Source organism: Bradyrhizobium sp. YCK136 (genome assembly GCF_044570075.1).
Taxonomy (GTDB): Bacteria; Pseudomonadota; Alphaproteobacteria; order Rhizobiales; family Xanthobacteraceae; genus Bradyrhizobium; species Bradyrhizobium diazoefficiens.
The window spans coordinates 1,121,708-1,138,048 of the sequence record NZ_CP172424.1; the positions used below are offsets into that span (position 1 = coordinate 1,121,708).

A 16,341-nucleotide genomic window follows, 5' to 3' on the forward strand; every position below is an offset into this window, starting at 1 on the left:
GAATGTCACAATCCCCCCGTGTTTCAGTCATACTGCCCACCTACAATCGCGCCGACCTGGTCAGATACGCAATTGCGAGCGTGCTAGATCAGACATACCGGGATTTCGAATTGATCGTCGTCGACGATGGTTCGACCGATGATACGCCAGCGGTTCTTGGCAGCTTTGATGACCCGCGCTTGAGGTGCTTCTCACAGCCGAACAAAGGTCGCTCCAGCGCGCGCAACTTCGCTTTGCATCATGCGCGCGGAGATTACATTGCGTTCCAGGACTCCGATGACCTTTATCTTCCGACAAAACTGGCGAAGCAGGTGCAGTTCCTTGACGAGCACCCGGATTATGCTGCCGTCTACACCTCTGCCTCGTGCATCGGTGACAACGGAGACAGCCTGAACTTCGTCTATCGCGCCTCGGTTTCCGGAAACATCTACCCCGACATCGCATTCTTCCAGCCCGTGACCATCACACTCCCCACCGTGATGGTGCGCCGTGTGGTGTTAGACGAGACCGGGGTCTTCGATGAAGCAATGCATCGCTTTGAGGACACGGATTTGTGGCGGCGAATCGCCAAGCATCACCTGTTCGGAGCTATCGACGAAGTGACCTGTCTGGTGCGCACTCACTCAGGCAACATTCTCGGTAGCCAGGATCCCGAAACATTGGCCGCCGCTGTTAACCAGTACGTGTCCAAGGTCATGACAGAGGACAGTGACATTCCTCCTGGCATTCTGGAGGCCGGCGCAAGGCGACTTTACAAGCACTATGGATTTGCGATGGCAACCGACCCCCGCTTTGCTCCAGCCGGCAAGGCCCTCTCCGACAAAGCCGCGCTCTACTTCCAGCCAAAAGTCTCCATCGTCATTCCGGTCTACAACGGCGCCGACTTCCTCCGGGAAGCGATCGATAGCGCCATAAGGCAGACGTATCCCAATATCGAAATTGTCGTCGTCAATGACGGCTCAAATGATGACGGAGCGACTGAAGCCATCGCGCTGAGCTACGGCAAACGCATCCATTACGTGCGCAAGCCGAATGGCGGCGTGGCCTCTGCGCTAAACCGTGGCATCCGTGAAATGTCGGGCGAACTGTTCGCCTGGCTCAGCCACGATGATCTCTATTCCGCCGATAAGGTCGCCAGCCAGGTTGAATTTCTTGCAGAGCAGCCCGATCCTTTCAACTGCATCGTTTACGGCGATTACTCGGTGTTCACTAGTTCCGTCGAGAACGCCGCTTTGATGCGGATGCCTCACGTCGCGCCGGAAGACTTCCGCTATTTCATTACGGAGCAGAACATCCTCCACGGCTGCACATTGCTGGTGCCCAAAGCCGCGTTCGATAGGTCCGGCCTGTTCGATGAGACGCTGCGGACCACCCAGGACTATGATCTATGGTTCCGCCTTGCGTCCCGGCACCGATTCGTCCATTTGCCGGCCGCCGGAGTGTTTGCCCGTGGCCACGAAGGTCAGGGTACAAATCGCATGAAGGACATTGTGCTCACGGAGTGCAATGAGCTGCTCGGTCGTTTCGCAGGCAATCTGACCCCGGAAGAACTGCGCCGATCATCATCCAAGCCTGCTGCAGTAGCGCTCCTCGAGCTGGCGGTAAACCTCGGACAGCGAGGCTTCATCGGAGCCTCGCGGCATACGACGCGGCTCGCGAAGGACGCGATTCGCAATTCGATACAAGAGCTGGCCGAACTTCAGGCAAAGGAGCCCGATCCACGCAGTGCTGCGGCGATTGAAGAGCTTAAAGGAGTCTCACAGTTGGTTACGGCGCTGGTTGCGGAGCGCGCGGAGACCTTGGCGGCGGCTGTGATGGCAGAGCGCGCAGCTTATGAAGCGAGATCTCGTGCCTTAGCGGACGAGATTAAGCAACCAGCCGTCGTCGCCCCACCTGTCGAGACGGAGGTTGCGCCGACGGCTTTCGAAAGCCCGGTGCCAGTCGCGCTGCCGATCGAACGTCCCGTGACTGCAGTTATCAAGATCAAGCGCCTTGTGCGACGCGCAGGTCGTAGACTGCCCGAAAGCATGAAAGCACTCGCAAGGCGACTCTGGCACAGGCTCTCGGTGCGCTACCGCACCGTTGCGTAGGTGACCAAAATAAAGAAGGCCATATGAATGGCGTTACATAACCGAATTCGGAACTGGCTGGCGAGCGCATTTGGCGGAGAAACGAGAGGTCGCCTTGCGACCCTTCACATCCAGAATCGCGAAATTTCAGCGGGACTTTCTGCTGTGGGCCAGACTCTCCAACGACACGTGGATGCGTGGAATGGGACGCTACAAGTTCAGCATGACGCAATTCTATCCAGGCTTACCGGAATGGACGCGTCTCTTGAACGCAACTTTGATGCGTGGAATGGGACGCTGCAAGTTCAGCATGACGCAATTCTATCCAGGCTTTCCGAAGCGGACGCGTCTCTTCAACGCAATTTCGATGCGTGGAATGCCAGGCTTGCGCAAATGGATGAACGGGCCACGAGGATTTCGGAGCATATTGAGAGCGCGGCCGCGGACATTCCTCGCGTCCTCGACGCCGTTCAATCTTCGCTTCTTCATCGCGCTGAAGAGCATGCATCGGCGGACGCCTCTCGAGCTACGGTGATTTCCAGCCAGATCACGGACACGCGGGCGGCAATCTCCGAGTCGCTTCAGTTGCTCGGAGCAAATCTGCTTGCCGTCGGCAGTCGCCAGGATGAGGCGGTTGCATCGCTGAAACGGCTGATCGCGCGACCCGAAACCGGCGCCCTTGCGATCGACCTTTACCTCACCCTGCTCGAAAAGGTCCTTACCGGCACCCTCCACGGTGATGCGGCCATTTCTGGCACAGGAACAGCGCAGCAGGAAGAGATTCGCCGAGCAGTTGGATATGACTGGCCCGCCACAGCCGAAACTATGATTGGCGTGGCTCGCTTGCGTAATGTTCGCATGCTGCTTGAACGCGCAATCGCCGAAAAGATCCCCGGAGATTTCATCGAAACAGGGGTATGGCGTGGTGGCACATGCATTTACGCGCGCGCCATCCTGATGGCACATCATCAGTCGACCCGACGGGTTTTCGTGGCGGATAGCTTTCGCGGACTGCCTCCGCCAGATCCAGAGAACTATCCCGCCGATGCTAACGATCCGCACTCCACGTTTGCCGCACTCAGCATCAGCCGCGAGGAGGTAGAGCGGAATTTCCGACGTTACGGGCTGCTCGACGAAAACGTGGTGTTTGTCGAAGGGTGGTTCAAGGATTCACTGCCGACCGCCCCGATCGAAAAGATCGCAGTCCTGCGGCTGGACGGTGACATGTACGAAAGCACCATTCAGGCTCTGAATGCACTCTACCATAAGGTCTCGCCAGGCGGCTTTGTTATCATCGACGACTACATCCTGAAGAACTGCGCCCAGGCTGTCGATAACTTTCGGTCCACCCACAGGATCGACGCTCCATTGAACGCCGTTGATGGGGCGGCCGTATGGTGGCAGGTCCCCGCATCTCGGGGGGCCCTCCCATGATTGTGCGCTCATCACAGGCGGTTGAGGTGAGCCACCTCTGTCCGCTTCATTCTTCGGTCATGCCTTTCCCGGGCGCCACCCTATGACACAGCATCCGACCTCGCTCTTGTACCTTTGGCGATCCACCCTGGAGCACCGCACCCTCATCGGACGACTGGTGTCGCGGGAGTTCGAGGCGCGCTTTCGAGGCCACATTCTCGGAACGGTCTGGGCAATTGCAACACCGCTGCTGACGGCAATGGTGTTTACCTTTGTCTTCTCGGTCGTATTTCGCTCTCGGTGGGCGGGAGGTGCCGAAGACCTCGGCACGAGCGGTTATGCCATCATCTTTCTAACAGGAATGATCGTTCATACGATTTTCGCTGAAGCGGTCTCCCGGGCGCCTTCTCTCATTGTCGGCAATGCCAACTACGTCACGCGCGTGGTCTTTCCGCTCGAGATTTTGCCCGTGGTGGCCGTGGGCACGGCGCTCATCAATGCCGCGATCGGACTTGCTATCGTGCTCGTCGGAAACACCCTGCTAAACGGCAGCTTCCATCCGACGGTCATGCTACTACCCCTTGTGTTGCTCCCGTTCCTGATTTTCGTGATCGCTCTCGTCTTCCTCTTTGCTGCGCTCGGCACCTACGTTCGCGACATCTCCCAGATGCTTGGCTTATTGGTGACCGCCAGCCTTTTCCTGACGCCTATCTTCTACCCGCTCGAATCCGTGCCAGAGAAAATCCGGTGGCTGGTCACCGTAAACCCGCTGACCCTGGCAGTGGAACAAGCCCGTGCGGTCGTTCTTTATGGACACTCGCCTGACTTCCTTCGATTAGGACTATTTCTGGCGTGGGCATCCGCGGCGCTTGCATTCGCGTTTTGGGTCTTCCAACGACTACGGCCGGGCTTTTCCGATGTCCTCTGATGAAGCAATTGTCGTCGAAGGGCTGTCAAAGGCGTATCTGATCTACGCCGATCCAGTGTACCGCCTGTGGCAGGCGCTCGTGCCCAGAGCGCAGAGCGTTGTGCAGCCTCTCGCCAGCCTGCTCGGCATCTCGCTGCGAGAGCGGTCCTACTTCACGAAGTTCTGGGCGCTCCGGGACGTATCCTTTCGAGTGAAGCGCGGCGAGAGCATTGCCATCATCGGGCGCAACGGCTCGGGGAAATCGACTCTCCTCAAGCTCGTGTGCGGCACGCTCACTCCAACAGGAGGCACCAGCTCCGTCCACGGAAAGGTAGCGGCCATTCTTGAACTTGGCTCCGGCTTCAATCCCGAGTTCACGGGACGCGAAAATGTGTTTCTCAACGCGAACATCCTGGGCCTAAAGCGGGAGGAAGCCGAGGCGCGTCTAGATGACATTTTGGCGTTTGCGGAGATAGGCGAATTTGTTGATCAGCCCGTCAAGACCTACTCGACGGGCATGGTCATGCGTCTCGCGTTCGCCGTAATCGCGCATGTCGACGCCGAGATCCTGATCATCGACGAAGCCCTCGCGGTTGGAGATGCCTATTTCTCCCAGAAATGTCTGCGCTGGCTTCGTCGGTTCCGCGAACGAGGCACGATCCTTTTCTGCGGGCACGACACGGGTGCAGTCATGAGCCTCTGCGATCGTGCCATCTGGATCGATAAGGGAAACCTGGTCCTTGAAGGGACCGCGAAGGACGTGTGCGAGGCTTATTCCGCCTCGATCATGAGCCAGGCGACAGGAAGCGCCGATCCTGCCATGCCCCCAGTCAAGCCATTGGCAGCGGAAAATGACGGACAGCCGACCGCACCGGACCCCAGTCCTATCGAGGCTGACGCCCCATCCGTCCGACGGCCGAAAGTGGCTCTGCCCTTGCCGCCGGAAAATCACAGCGCGGCCGTTTTCAACGCACTGACGGAAAGCGCCAGCTTTGGCAGCGGCCAGGCCGAAATCTACGAGGTCTCTCTTACCCATCCCGACGGGCAGCGGCCAAGCTGGATCGAGGGTGGTGAGCATCTGCTGATTACCGCCCGCATCAACATCAAAGCCGAGACCTATGCTCCCATCGCCGGCTTCATCATCAAGGATCGGCTCGGCCAGCCCCTGCTCGGGGACAATACCTTTCTCCGCTATGCATCAGCACCGCTGTTGTGCCGACCAGGCGACCGGCTGGAGGCTCGTTTTGGGTTCCGACTACCCAACCTTGGCACAGGCCGATACTCGATCACGTTGGCGCTCGCGTCGGGCACTCCCGAAGAGCATGTGCAGCATCACTGGCTGCATGATGCCATTTTCTTCGACGTCCACTCCCCCTTCCGAAATGGCGTGATGATCGCGATGGAAATGGCCGAAATGTCTTTGACCCAGATGGTCCCGGCTGCAGGAGGCGAATTGATATGAGTTCAGGTCCTATGCAAGATTCGTCCCTGGAAGAGCGCATTCTCTCTCAGGAGTGGTTCTACGATTTTGCGCTGCCATCCGGTCGCCGGACGAAGCTCTACATTCCCGAAGTGGTCGAGCACATCCACCGCACCCGTCGCGATATGATGCTCGCCGAGCTGGAGCCGCTGTTCGAGAAATATCTGAACTCTCTTTCGGCAATCGACGTTGCGTCTCACCAGGGATGGTTTTCTCTTGAACTGGCGAAGCACTGCAAATCCGTCCTTGGCATCGAGTACCAGGCCAGGCATGTCGAAAGCGCTAAGCTGATGGCGGAGTGCCTTGGCGCTGATCACGTCAAGTTCGTCCAGGACAACGTAGAGACAATGCCGGCAGGAAAGTTCGAGCCGGCTGACATCGTCATCAACTTTGGCCTTATGTATAATCTTGAGAACCCGATAGGCGTGTTGCGCCGCTGCCGCGAGATGACGCGCAAGGTGCTTCTGATCGAGACCCAGTGCACCATTCTGGACCTTGAAGGCCGCATCGACTCAGGTGATTGGACGGCAACCAACTACATGCACGGGTACTGGGGTATCTTTGCAGGAAACCCCGACAACATAGACGGAAGCGCGAGCGATATCGTGTTCTATCCGTCCCCGAAAGGACTGTGCTGGACGCTCAGCCGGCTGGGCTTCCAGGATGTTCGGATTCTCGTTCCGCCACCCGGGGCCTACCAGCAACTCGCCACAGGCAAACGCATCATGGTCGCCGCTTACCTCGAGCCACGAGATCGGGGCTGATTGCCAGAAAGCCAACCGAGCCTTGAGCCCTGGTGAACCTATCGCCAGCGTCGGCTCGTTGAACAAACAATGAAGAGTTCGTCCGCCCCTGCGTGCGAGCAGGGATGCATCTTGTTCTATTTGGGCACGATCATAAAGAGTTTTGGGTGCCACGGTTTGGCCCATGCGCTCTAACAGGGAACAACAATCATCAGACGCTATTCTTCTGCTGTCCTAGCGCTTCGGAATACCGGTCCGAGCAGGGGTTTTATTCCTTCGATCTCGACCCCCAAGGATTTAACTTCACGTTCTACAAATGGAAAGATCGGCACTTCGCTGCGGGTGGCTTAGACGAAAACCACCGCTTCTTACCCGGCGCCCCTCAACGCTTTTACTTTTAGTTATGGGCTACGCTTATACCCGGCGCGACGGGTGCGAGGTGATCAATTTCAGCAAGGTCGTTGGCTAGCACCACTCGTGGGTTAAGCTGAAATTCAATCACAGACTGTATCCCGGGCCCCTTTTTTGCAGACCCCTCCCCACCCCGGCTTCAAACTGCTCGGCATAAAGGGCGCGGCCCGCCGCCCGACTTACGGCAGCGGTTTCCAAGGCTGCAGCCGCTCAGGTGCTGCCTCAAATGCGTTCGCTTAACTGGGGCGAGTGTGTATGCTGGTTGTCGCATCAATCGAGATTTCGCGCCATGACGATGCCGTTCGAGGCAAGCCGCTCTTACGTCTATAGGGCGACCCGCTACGAATTGATCCCTCAAATCCAGAAGCTTGCAGAGGATTTCGGAGATGTTCCGTTTCAGCTCCGCGACATTTGGAGACCTCTCCTTGCGAAGATGTACAACTACCTTGTTGATGGGCCGCCTGGCGTCATTGCCTCAAAGGGAGGGAGTCTCCGACTGCCGCGCGTAGGAACATCCGAAATATCTGAAACTTGGCCGACGCCAGCCGAGGCGGTGCCAGCAGCTAGCCTAGGCCCACCCTCAAGATGTGCCATGGTTTGTTCGCCCGCGGGAGGCCGCTCTGCGCGAGTTTTCCGTTGACCCAAGCCTTGGCTGCGGGCTCAGATAGGCCGCCGGACTGGGGGTTGATCCGGGGGTCAGGCTCTATGAAAGTTAAAAAACTTTAATAAATTCAATGTCATATGGCGGAGAGAGTGGGACTCCCACCCCATGGGCCGCGATTTCGCTAGAACTGCCGTAAAACAAGGATTCCCAAATAGCCCGGCCGTGATTTGTGACCACCGCCGTGTACCACCCCGTTCGGCGATTCGGGGCGTAATCTCGGCCTATTTCGGGGCAGTCAGAGACGTGTCGAACGGGCTGGCGGCGCCGATCCCACCCGCACAACAGCGTTAAGCTTCGCGGTCCATATTTCCTGTGACCGCAGGATCAATCGATCACGGGATCACCAGATCACGGGGTGGTCACGGGATCACGGGGTCACAGGATCCAGGGCCTTGGACAAGGAGAGGCGAGGTGGCGACACGGAAGAACCTTCTTACAGATCTCATTGCTGACGCGCCGGCACTTGCGCCGGGTCCCACATCCGAACGTGGTGGCTTCGATGGTAAGGTGCCGGCGGCCGGCGCCGCCCAGGCCGGGCGGCAATCACTCCGGCAGGTGCCTACCGATCTTGGCAGCGCCATGGCGCCGGCCTCGTCACAGCGTGTGGGCACGCTGAAGGAACGAGCGCGCCAGATGTCGCTCTATCTGGAGCCTGCGACTTACGACGCGACTCGTATCGCGCATCGGGAGAGGACCAAGATGCATGTTCTGCTGCTGCAGGCGGTCGACCAGTTTCTGAAGAATCGCGTTAAGCCGCCGGAATGACGCCGGCTTTGCGGTGACGAGCAGCGCAGCGGCGATCAGTGGTAAGGCCAACTGTAGTCTCCACTGGCGCCTGGCTCGGTTCGGATGCGGCAGGGCGGGCGTGATCTTTCATGCCCTAGAGCTTGAGTTCGCCCGTGAGGTCGAAGATTTGGGTTCGTTCCATCAGATGGTCCTCCGGAGGTTGTCGTAGCGGGCACAATCGGCGATCGGTGCATGACGCAGCGTCAGTGCGGCCGGCGTCATGATGTTGGCCGGTGGGGGTGGGTGCCGGGCGCGGCCGGAGTTCGTGCCCCTCTTACCGAATGCTCCCAGACGTCCGTATGTCTCCGGGGATTCGCTAAATGGCCTCGACCACCCGAATAGCAAAAAGCTCCTCCTGGTCGAGCTCGGCTTCCAGTTTGTGCATGACGCTATCGTGGATGCGCCCGGAATTGAAGAGTTCGAGGAGCTTCTTGCGGCCGGCTTCCACGGCGATCAGGACGGCTCGGTAGTGCTCTAGTCGCTGCTCCTTGTGAGCCCCCTTGGTGAGAGCGTGGTCCTCGGTTACTGCGAGGCGATGCCCGTACTGTTCGACAAGGCGCGGGTGCGCGTGCCTCCCCTCGGCGTCGAGAGAATGCGAACGGATGGCATCGAACTGGGCTCGCGCAATTTCGGCCCTGGCAACCTCTTCGGACAGCGTCTCCTCTCCGCGGAGCAGGAACTCCTTCCCTGCCAGCGTCTTCGCCACCGGACCAAGCGTCAGCCCGAGCGCGACGATGGTCGCGGCGACGACGCAAAAGGTCACAAACAGGATGATATAGCGGCCGGGAAAATGCTCCGGCAACGACAATGCGGCCGCGAGACTGACGACCCCACGCATTCCGGCCCAGCTCATCACCAACGGAACGGCGAACGGCGGATACGGATCCCGTGCCCGGAGCGACGGGATCAACGCCCGCGGAATGTAGGCGGTCGGAAAAATCCAGGCGAACCGCGCGAGCACGAGCACCGCAAAGATCGCTGCGGCCGCGGGCATGAGCGCACGCACGGTGCCCCAATCCGAGCCGAACCGGTGCAGGACGCCACGAAGCTCCAATCCTACGAGCACGAAGACCAGCGCCTCCATCACGGAGGTGGCGACGGACCAGACCGCGAGCGCCTGGACGCGCGAGGCCGCGCTCAAGGCCTGATGTTGCAGACGTCCGAGGACCAATCCGCACGCAACCGTCGAAAGTACGCCCGACACGTGAAGTCGCTCTGCGACCAGGTAGGCGGCCCAGGCGGAGAGGAAGGTCCAGACCACGGCGAGCCGGGCATCGGTCAATCTTCCCGCGACGAAGGCGCATATCCAGCCAAGCGCAAGACCGATCCCGATGCCCATGGCCGAGACGTAAACAAAGCTGCCCGCGGCTCCCCATGCGCTGAAGGCGCCAGTCAACGCCGCAGCGACCGCGAAGCGAAACAGGACGAGGCCGGAGGCATCGTTGATGAGGCTTTCGCCTTCCAGAAGCACCGCGATGCGCGGCGGGACGTTGAGATGCTCCATCACGGCACGGGCGGCGACGGCGTCCGGCGGCGAAACGATCGCGCCAAGTGCGAAACACGCGGCCCACGGCAATGCCGGGAAGAAGACGTGCGTAACGATGCCGACCGCCAGCGTCGTCACAACGACGGCGCCAATGGCCAACTGCAGGATTATTCTGAGATTGGCCCGAAAATCCGGCCACACCGTGAAATAGGCCGCCGAGAGCAGAAGCGGCGGCAGAAAGAGGACCATGACGAAGTCCGGATCGAACTCCACTTCGGGAAGACCGGGAACGAGAGCCAGAACGATTCCAGCCAGCACCAGTACCGACGCAGACGGCAGGTGCAGGCGACGGGCCACCGTATCGAGCACGACGGCGATCATCAGTAGGAGCAGGACGGTCTGGAAGGTCTCGGCTGGGTTCATCGCGAGCGTGTCCGTCTTCAGAACCGCGGCCTGGGGGACGGCAGGGGTTAGGCACGATGCAGTCGCCCATGCCCACGAAAATCGAATGGGGTCTGTAAGTGCCCGATAAATGCGGAAACCAGGACGTAGATCGCCAGCCCGAGAGCGACGAACCGGGTCTGATAACCAACCAACATCAGCAAACCACCGGCAATCTCTATGATGATGGCCAGCAAAGTAAACAGCGCGGGTGCGGGAAGGCCAAGCGAGCTCATGTAGCTCGTCGTACCGGCAAAGGCGGTTAGCTTGCCCCAGCCGAACAGCAGAAACATCGATGCGTACAGTACGCGGCCGACGAGCGCCGCATAATCACCATGCTTTTCAAGGTTGATCATGGCGCGTCCCTCCTATCGCGTTCGGCAAAAGTGGGACCGTAGCTCCGCAACCTTCTTGATCTAGATCAAGGCAAGTTGCACCAATGGGTGCACCCGGATACGGCTCGAAATCCAGCGCGGCAGAAAGTCCCGACCAAGCCAGAAGAGACGCGAAATGGGCATGCTCGTCGACGGGGTATGGCAAGACATCTGGTACGATACGACGAGTACCGGCGGCCGCTTTGAACGAAAGGCGAGCGCCTTCCGCAACTGGGTGACGCCCGATGGCTCGCCTGGTCCGACCGGCACGGGCGGCTTCCCTGCTGAACGGGGCCGCTATCACCTTTATGTCAGCCTGGCCTGTCCATGGGCGCACCGGACGCTGATCATGCGCCGGCTGAAAGGGCTGGAGGACGCCGTCTCATTTTCGGTTGTTCACTGGCGCATGCGCGAGCGAGGCTGGACCTTCACTCCGGGCCCATGCGTGACGGGTGATCCGGTCAATGGCGCGGAGACACTGAGCCAGATCTATGTCGCGGCGGATCCGCACTACACCGGGCGTGTGACGGTGCCGGTCCTTTGGGACAAGGAGCATCGCACCATCGTCAACAACGAATCGGCTGAGATCATCCGCATGTTCAACGGTGCCTTCGACGGCATTGGAGCCGTGCCGGGCGACTACTACCCTGCACCCTTGCGGGAGCAAATAGACGCGCTCAACGAGCGCATCTACAGGGAAGTCAACAACGGCGTATACCGAGCCGGCTTTGCCACCTCGCAGGCCGCCTACGAAGAAGCCGTCGTGACGCTGTTCGACGCTCTCGACTGGCTGGAGGCGTTGCTGTCGGGATCACGTTTCCTGACCGGCGACCGGCTGACCGAAGCCGACATCCGGCTGTTCACCACGCTGGTACGGTTCGATGCAGTGTACCACGGGCATTTCAAGTGCAACCTGAGGCGCATCGCCGACCATCCGGCGCTCTGGCGCTTTACCCGTGACGTCTACAATCTGCCCAACATCGCGGCGACGGTCAACCTCGACCACATCAAGCGGCACTATTATGAGAGCCACACGACCATCAATCCGACGGGCGTGGTGCCGCTCGGACCCGCCATCGACTTCGCGCCGCCGGCAAGCGGCGAACGTTGATGACCGAGCGCGCCGATAGCGATGATCGCCTCACCGGCATTGGATCTGCATTCTATTCCCGCGCCCAGCAGAGGTTGACGTTCGATATACCGGCGGCACTGACCGATCCGGATGCCATTGCGCTCGCCGACGTGCACAGCGCCGATCCTGCCGTGCTCGCCGCCATCGCGGCAGTACGACCGATCAGGCCTGCGGCGGTGCTGGTGCCCGTGGTCCAACACGACGAGCTTGGCGTCCTGTTGACCGAGCGCACCTCCCGTCTCAACGACCACGGCGGGGAGATTTCGTTTCCCGGCGGCAAGATCGACGCAGGCGACCAGAGCCCCGTGGCAGCCGCGCTGCGCGAAGCCGAGGAGGAAATCGGCCTTTCAAGGGAATTCGTCGAACCGATCGGGTACCTCGACGTTCACGTGACGCCGTTTGGTCATCGGATCTTGCCTGTACTCGCACGCGTGTTGCCGGGCTTTGCGCTTCGATTGAACCGCGACGAGGTCGAGGACTCCTTCGAAGCGTCGCTCTCCGTCTTGATGGACCCGCAAAATCACAGGGACGAGACGCTCGATTGGAACGGCTTCCCGCTTAAGTCCTACACCTTGCAATTCGGTGATCGCAAAATCTGGGGCGCGACGGCCATCATTCTTCGGAATCTATATGAGCGCGTGTGCCGCGGCTGATCCTCGAGCCGAGGCTTCACTTCACGCAAGCAGCAAAAGGAGACATCCATGATTCTCGTGACCGGCGGGACGGGCCTCATCGGCAGTGAACTTCTGCGATTGTTGTCCCAGGCGGGAGTCCCCGCACGCGCGCTAGTCCGTAACCCGGACAAAGCCAAGGAACTGCCTGGCATTACATGGGTCGTCGGAGATTTGGCTCGACCAGAAACCTTGGACGCGGCTTTCGAGGGTATCGAGAAGCTATTTCTCCTCACACACTATTACGAAGACATGGTGGAGTTGCAGCACAACGCCATTGTTGCAGCCCGCACTGCCGGGGTTAAACATATCGTCAAAATTTCAGCCTTCGCCGCGACCGACCACTCGAAGGCGCCTATCGGGCAATGGCACTATCAGATCGAAGAGGAGATCAAGAAATCGGGGATGGCGTGGACAATGATCCAGCCTCACCATTTCATGACGAACCTCGTTGCTCAAGCTGAGTATGTCGTCAAGGAGGGCGCCATCTACTCGCCCTCGGGTGACGGCAAAATTCCCTACGTCGACCCACGCGACGTGGCCGCAGTCGCCTTTGTCCCGCTAACCCAGCCGGGACACCTCGGCAAAACATATGTCGTTACGGGAAGTGAAGCGATTTCTTATCGGCAAGCCTCGGAGATCATTGGCGCAGCAATCGGCAAAAAGCTCCGGTTTGTTGATGAGACTCCAGAGCAAGCTCGGGCGCGCCGTGTTCGGGAAGGCGTTCCGCCTGCAGTGATCGAAAGCATTCTCGCCATCGGCGCCTATCAACGCGCGGGTGGGAAAACCGTAACCATCACCAACACCATCGCCGAACTCACAGGCCGGCCACCGCGAACCCTCGCCGAGTACGTTCAAGAGAACGCTTCGGTCTTCCGCGGTTAGCAAAGGTGACAACCGTGACGAAAACGTCGGAAATGAAGCGGACACTTAGCGGAGGGAAACAGCGTCCGCCATTCGAGCGGATAGCGCTCTTGTTGCAGGGCGGCGGAGCGCTCGGGGCCTACCAGGCCGGCGTCTATGAAGCGTTGGCCCAAGCCGGTATCGCTCCGGATTGGGTGGCCGGCATCTCGATCGGCGCGGTGAATGCCGCTCTGATCGCAGGAAATGTTCCGGAAAAGCGCGTCGAGCGGCTGCGAGAGTTCTGGGAGGCGGCCAGCACACCGCCGCTAGGCGTCCCCTATCTGAAGTTGGTCGAAATCACTGACGAACGAAAGCGGTGCGTCAGCGCCGCGCGAGCATTCGCCGGCTGATCTTTGACTTGGATCAACGTTAGGTTCCGTTATCGGACCACAAGCGAATACGGTTCAAAGCCATCGGGGAGATCTCCTATGTTCAATATCAGGCATTATCTCCTGCATGTCGTTGTTGCGACAATTCTGGTCATGCTTGGGACGGCACCCGGCTCGCAATCTTACGCGCAGACGATCCCGGGCGCCGGGGCTCCCAGCGTGTTGCCCACCGGTGGTGGTGCCGCGCTAATGGACGCATCCGACGCGGTCATCCTGCTGCTTGATCACCAGTCAGGGCTGTTCCAGACCGTGAAGGATATCGACGTGGCAGATCTGCGCAGGAATACAATCATGCTGGCCAGACTGGCGGCGCTGCTCAAGATACCCGTGATCACCACCGCGTCAGAACCCAAAGGGCCGAACGGCCCCCTGATGCCGGAAATTCATCAGTTTGCCCCACACGCGGTCTACGTGCCGCGCAAGGGCGAAGTCAATGCATGGGATAACGAGGACTTTGTCAAAACGGTCCGCGCCACCGGGAAGAAGACACTGATCATGGCCGGTGTCTGGACCAGCGTCTGCGTGATGTTCCCGGCGCTGGATGCCCATGCGGCGGGATTCAAGGTCTACGCCGTGATCGATGCGTCGGGTGATCCAAGCGAGATGGCCTCCCGCACCACCGTCGCCCGGTTTGTCCAAGCAGGCGTAATACCGACTTCCACGAACGCGGTGCTCTCGGAGCTTCATCGCACCTGGAATCGCCCGGAGGCGGCTGAGCTCGCCAAGCTGTATGCACTGGTGGCACCGAACTATGCGGCGGTTATCGAAAGTTATCAAACGGCTCAGGAAGCCGCCAAACAAACGACTGGCAGTGCCGCGAAGTGAACCGGGGCGACTAGCCGACGATATGGGTGAGATCTTGCGACCCTGGTCCGGGCAGGCCTGCTCCGCAGCACCCGCGAGGACGCACCATCTTCTAGCGCTCAAACGTATAGGTTTTCTGGCCAGCAAGTGCTGCGATGGACATCCTCTGTGATTTGGTCGCGGCCGACGCCGCGGTGTGACGTTGGTCGGCGCCAGCGAAGCGCGAGCGACGAAGAAAGCGGTCAAGCGCGTGGGTTGATCGCCCGGACGGGGAACTGACGGTCCAGACGGTCGCGGGCTTGTTCGGCGCCCACGCAAGCGGAGTCAGGCCAAGCCTGCGAAGCGCCCGGCCAAGGTCGACGACGAGGCCGCCGGCAAAGCCGCGCCGGATTTCGAGAAGGAGCAGCGCCGACGGGATGCCGAGCGACGCAAGGAGGAGGCCGCTCGCGAGAGAGACCGCGCCCGCCGCGACAAGGCTGTCACCAAGGCGCAGGCCGATCTCGAGAAGGCGAAGCGGGCGCACGAGGCGAGGGTAAGCGATATCCGAGCGGGCCGCGCTCGAGGAGCGCGCTCAGGCCGAGGACGCGCGCTGGGAGCGCGAGCGCGAGAAGCTGCAGGCGGCTCTCCGTCGGGCGCGAGATTAGAACGCGCTGGACCCCGGGCTCAGAACGTCCCGCCTCCCAGGCTGAAGCCGAAGACCATGGCCGACATTAGCGACAGCAGCAGGCCGGCACCGCAGAAGATCGCGATGATCTTCAGCTCCTCGGTATCGACTTCCGCGCGGGACGCTTGCGAGAGCGCTTTGGCCAAGCTGGCAAACATCAGTCTTTTCCGAAGAACGGGAGAGGACACCGTAGCTGGACGGGCCCTGGCGCCGTGTGAACTGGGTCTCACATGCTGCACGATTCTCGCGGATTTGGCGAAGACGGCCAGCAACTGCAGTGAGCAGCGGTCGTTATCTTCCATGGAGAATGAGAGAGCCAAATTGCTGGCCCAGGCCGAACGGTGCCGGAGGCTTGTTGCCTCCATCACCGATCCGGACACGGTCGAGCGTCTCACCGGTCTTGCCGACGAATGCGAGAGGCGCGCGGCCGAGATCACCTCCCAAGGCGAAGAGGGCGATCGGTGAGGTCCGCTCGAGGATCTATCAGGCCTCGCCAGAGCCAGAGAACAGCACCGTCGGAGGCGTGGCGCGCGGCGGCGGGGCGGACCGGCCGCCTGCGGATCCAGGCCTGCTCCTGAGATCGTATCGCTGGGCCAGGTCGAGCAGCCGTCGCCTGGTGAACGGGTCCGCGTTCTCGGCCAGATCGCGCGCCCGCTGCGCGAAGCTCCTGTAGAACTCTTCCACTACGCCACCCCCGCAACATCACCCAAAGCCGAATTTCAATACGGATGGCCCCACCCGTCAAGAGATCTGTCGCAGTCGGACAACGCTTCCTTCGATCTGCTTGCGCTCTCCGCACATCGGGAACTAAGCTGCGTGAGGCTGGGGACAAATCCGATGGCGGAGCTCTTTCAGGTTCGAAGGCCATGTCCGACGTGCGGCAAGCCGATGAAAGCTGTGGCCGACGAAGCTCGGGAGGAGCGACTGCGCTACGTCTGCACCAGATGCGACGACGACCCGCTGCATGACCCGGCGGCCCTCAAATGGGCTGACAGTCCTCTTCG

General features: G+C 60.2%; 16 protein-coding genes and 1 pseudogene. 12 read left to right on the forward strand and 5 right to left on the reverse strand.

Annotation, left to right across the window (positions count from 1 at the left end; translation table 11 throughout):
* The first annotated feature begins 2 nt into the window (after window positions 1-2).
* The 6 genes from ACFLEY_RS05385 (at window position 3) to ACFLEY_RS05410 (ending at window position 8,452) form a co-directional block, all read left to right on the forward strand.
* The gene (locus ACFLEY_RS05385) at window positions 3-2,090 is read left to right on the forward strand and encodes a glycosyltransferase (RefSeq protein ID WP_211434093.1); all 2,088 of its coding nucleotides are present in this window, start codon (window positions 3-5) and stop codon (window positions 2,088-2,090) included.
* A 231-nt stretch (window positions 2,091-2,321) separates the two neighbouring features.
* Window positions 2,322-3,503 carry a TylF/MycF/NovP-related O-methyltransferase gene (locus tag ACFLEY_RS05390; protein ID WP_249163266.1) on the forward strand — a complete coding sequence of 394 codons (1,182 nt, stop codon included), beginning with the start codon at window positions 2,322-2,324 and terminating at the stop codon, window positions 3,501-3,503.
* 82 nt (window positions 3,504-3,585) lie between these two features.
* On the forward strand, window positions 3,586-4,410 hold the full coding sequence (locus ACFLEY_RS05395; RefSeq protein WP_161534423.1) for an ABC transporter permease: 825 nt from the start codon (window positions 3,586-3,588) through the stop codon (window positions 4,408-4,410).
* A complete protein-coding gene (locus ACFLEY_RS05400; RefSeq protein WP_211434092.1) occupies window positions 4,400-5,851 on the forward strand; it encodes an ABC transporter ATP-binding protein in 1,452 nt (483 codons plus the stop codon). Before ACFLEY_RS05395 ends, ACFLEY_RS05400 begins: the two co-directional genes overlap by 11 nt.
* Window positions 5,848-6,633, forward strand: coding sequence for a bifunctional 2-polyprenyl-6-hydroxyphenol methylase/3-demethylubiquinol 3-O-methyltransferase UbiG (locus tag ACFLEY_RS05405; RefSeq protein ID WP_211434091.1), 786 nt, complete (start codon window positions 5,848-5,850; stop codon window positions 6,631-6,633). Before ACFLEY_RS05400 ends, ACFLEY_RS05405 begins: the two co-directional genes overlap by 4 nt.
* A 1,465-nt stretch (window positions 6,634-8,098) precedes the next feature.
* Complete coding sequence (locus tag ACFLEY_RS05410; protein ID WP_129557474.1) at window positions 8,099-8,452, forward strand: hypothetical protein; 354 nt, start codon at window positions 8,099-8,101, stop codon at window positions 8,450-8,452.
* A gap of 337 nt (window positions 8,453-8,789) precedes the next feature.
* On the opposite strand, the gene ACFLEY_RS05415 is transcribed toward ACFLEY_RS05410, so the two are convergent.
* Together ACFLEY_RS05415 and ACFLEY_RS05420 are read right to left on the reverse strand one after the other, a co-directional pair.
* Window positions 8,790-10,382, reverse strand: a complete 1,593-nt coding sequence (locus ACFLEY_RS05415; protein ID WP_396604551.1) for a Na+/H+ antiporter — start codon at window positions 10,380-10,382, stop codon at window positions 8,790-8,792.
* Between the two features lie 47 nt (window positions 10,383-10,429).
* Entirely contained in the window at window positions 10,430-10,756 is a 327-nt protein-coding gene (locus ACFLEY_RS05420) for a DoxX family protein (RefSeq protein WP_060910174.1), read from the reverse strand.
* Window positions 10,757-10,910: 154 nt separating this feature from the next.
* Between ACFLEY_RS05420 and ACFLEY_RS05425 the strand changes: the two genes are divergently transcribed.
* From ACFLEY_RS05425 to ACFLEY_RS05445, 5 genes and pseudogenes are all read left to right on the forward strand, one after another.
* The gene (locus ACFLEY_RS05425; RefSeq protein WP_060910175.1) at window positions 10,911-11,885 is read left to right on the forward strand and encodes a glutathione S-transferase family protein; all 975 of its coding nucleotides are present in this window, start codon (window positions 10,911-10,913) and stop codon (window positions 11,883-11,885) included.
* Window positions 11,885-12,559 carry a CoA pyrophosphatase gene (locus ACFLEY_RS05430; protein ID WP_060910176.1) on the forward strand — a complete coding sequence of 225 codons (675 nt, stop codon included), beginning with the start codon at window positions 11,885-11,887 and terminating at the stop codon, window positions 12,557-12,559. Before ACFLEY_RS05425 ends, ACFLEY_RS05430 begins: the two co-directional genes overlap by 1 nt.
* Before the next feature lie 48 nt (window positions 12,560-12,607).
* Window positions 12,608-13,462: an SDR family oxidoreductase gene (locus tag ACFLEY_RS05435; protein ID WP_060910177.1), complete on the forward strand. Its 855-nt coding sequence runs from the start codon at window positions 12,608-12,610 to the stop codon at window positions 13,460-13,462.
* A 32-nt stretch (window positions 13,463-13,494) separates the two neighbouring features.
* A pseudogene (locus ACFLEY_RS05440) lies at window positions 13,495-13,764 on the forward strand (patatin-like phospholipase family protein); the annotation flags it as partial.
* 294 nt (window positions 13,765-14,058) lie between these two features.
* Window positions 14,059-14,694 (forward strand): isochorismatase family protein, encoded by a 636-nt coding sequence (locus tag ACFLEY_RS05445; RefSeq protein ID WP_060912869.1) that lies wholly within the window; start codon window positions 14,059-14,061, stop codon window positions 14,692-14,694.
* A gap of 91 nt (window positions 14,695-14,785) precedes the next feature.
* Here the strand turns inward: ACFLEY_RS05445 and ACFLEY_RS05450 are convergent, their stop codons facing one another.
* Window positions 14,786-15,196 carry a hypothetical protein gene (locus tag ACFLEY_RS05450; protein WP_060910179.1) on the reverse strand — a complete coding sequence of 137 codons (411 nt, stop codon included), beginning with the start codon at window positions 15,194-15,196 and terminating at the stop codon, window positions 14,786-14,788.
* 140 nt (window positions 15,197-15,336) lie between these two features.
* A complete protein-coding gene (locus tag ACFLEY_RS05455) occupies window positions 15,337-15,495 on the reverse strand; it encodes a hypothetical protein (RefSeq protein WP_171901197.1) in 159 nt (52 codons plus the stop codon).
* 163 nt (window positions 15,496-15,658) lie between these two features.
* On the opposite strand from ACFLEY_RS05455, the gene ACFLEY_RS05460 reads away from it, so the two are divergent.
* Window positions 15,659-15,802, forward strand: a complete 144-nt coding sequence (locus tag ACFLEY_RS05460) for a hypothetical protein (RefSeq protein ID WP_171901198.1) — start codon at window positions 15,659-15,661, stop codon at window positions 15,800-15,802.
* Between the two features lie 18 nt (window positions 15,803-15,820).
* Here the strand turns inward: ACFLEY_RS05460 and ACFLEY_RS05465 are convergent, their stop codons facing one another.
* Window positions 15,821-16,021, reverse strand: coding sequence for a hypothetical protein (locus tag ACFLEY_RS05465; protein ID WP_060910180.1), 201 nt, complete (start codon window positions 16,019-16,021; stop codon window positions 15,821-15,823).
* Window positions 16,022-16,341: the final 320 nt, after the last annotated feature.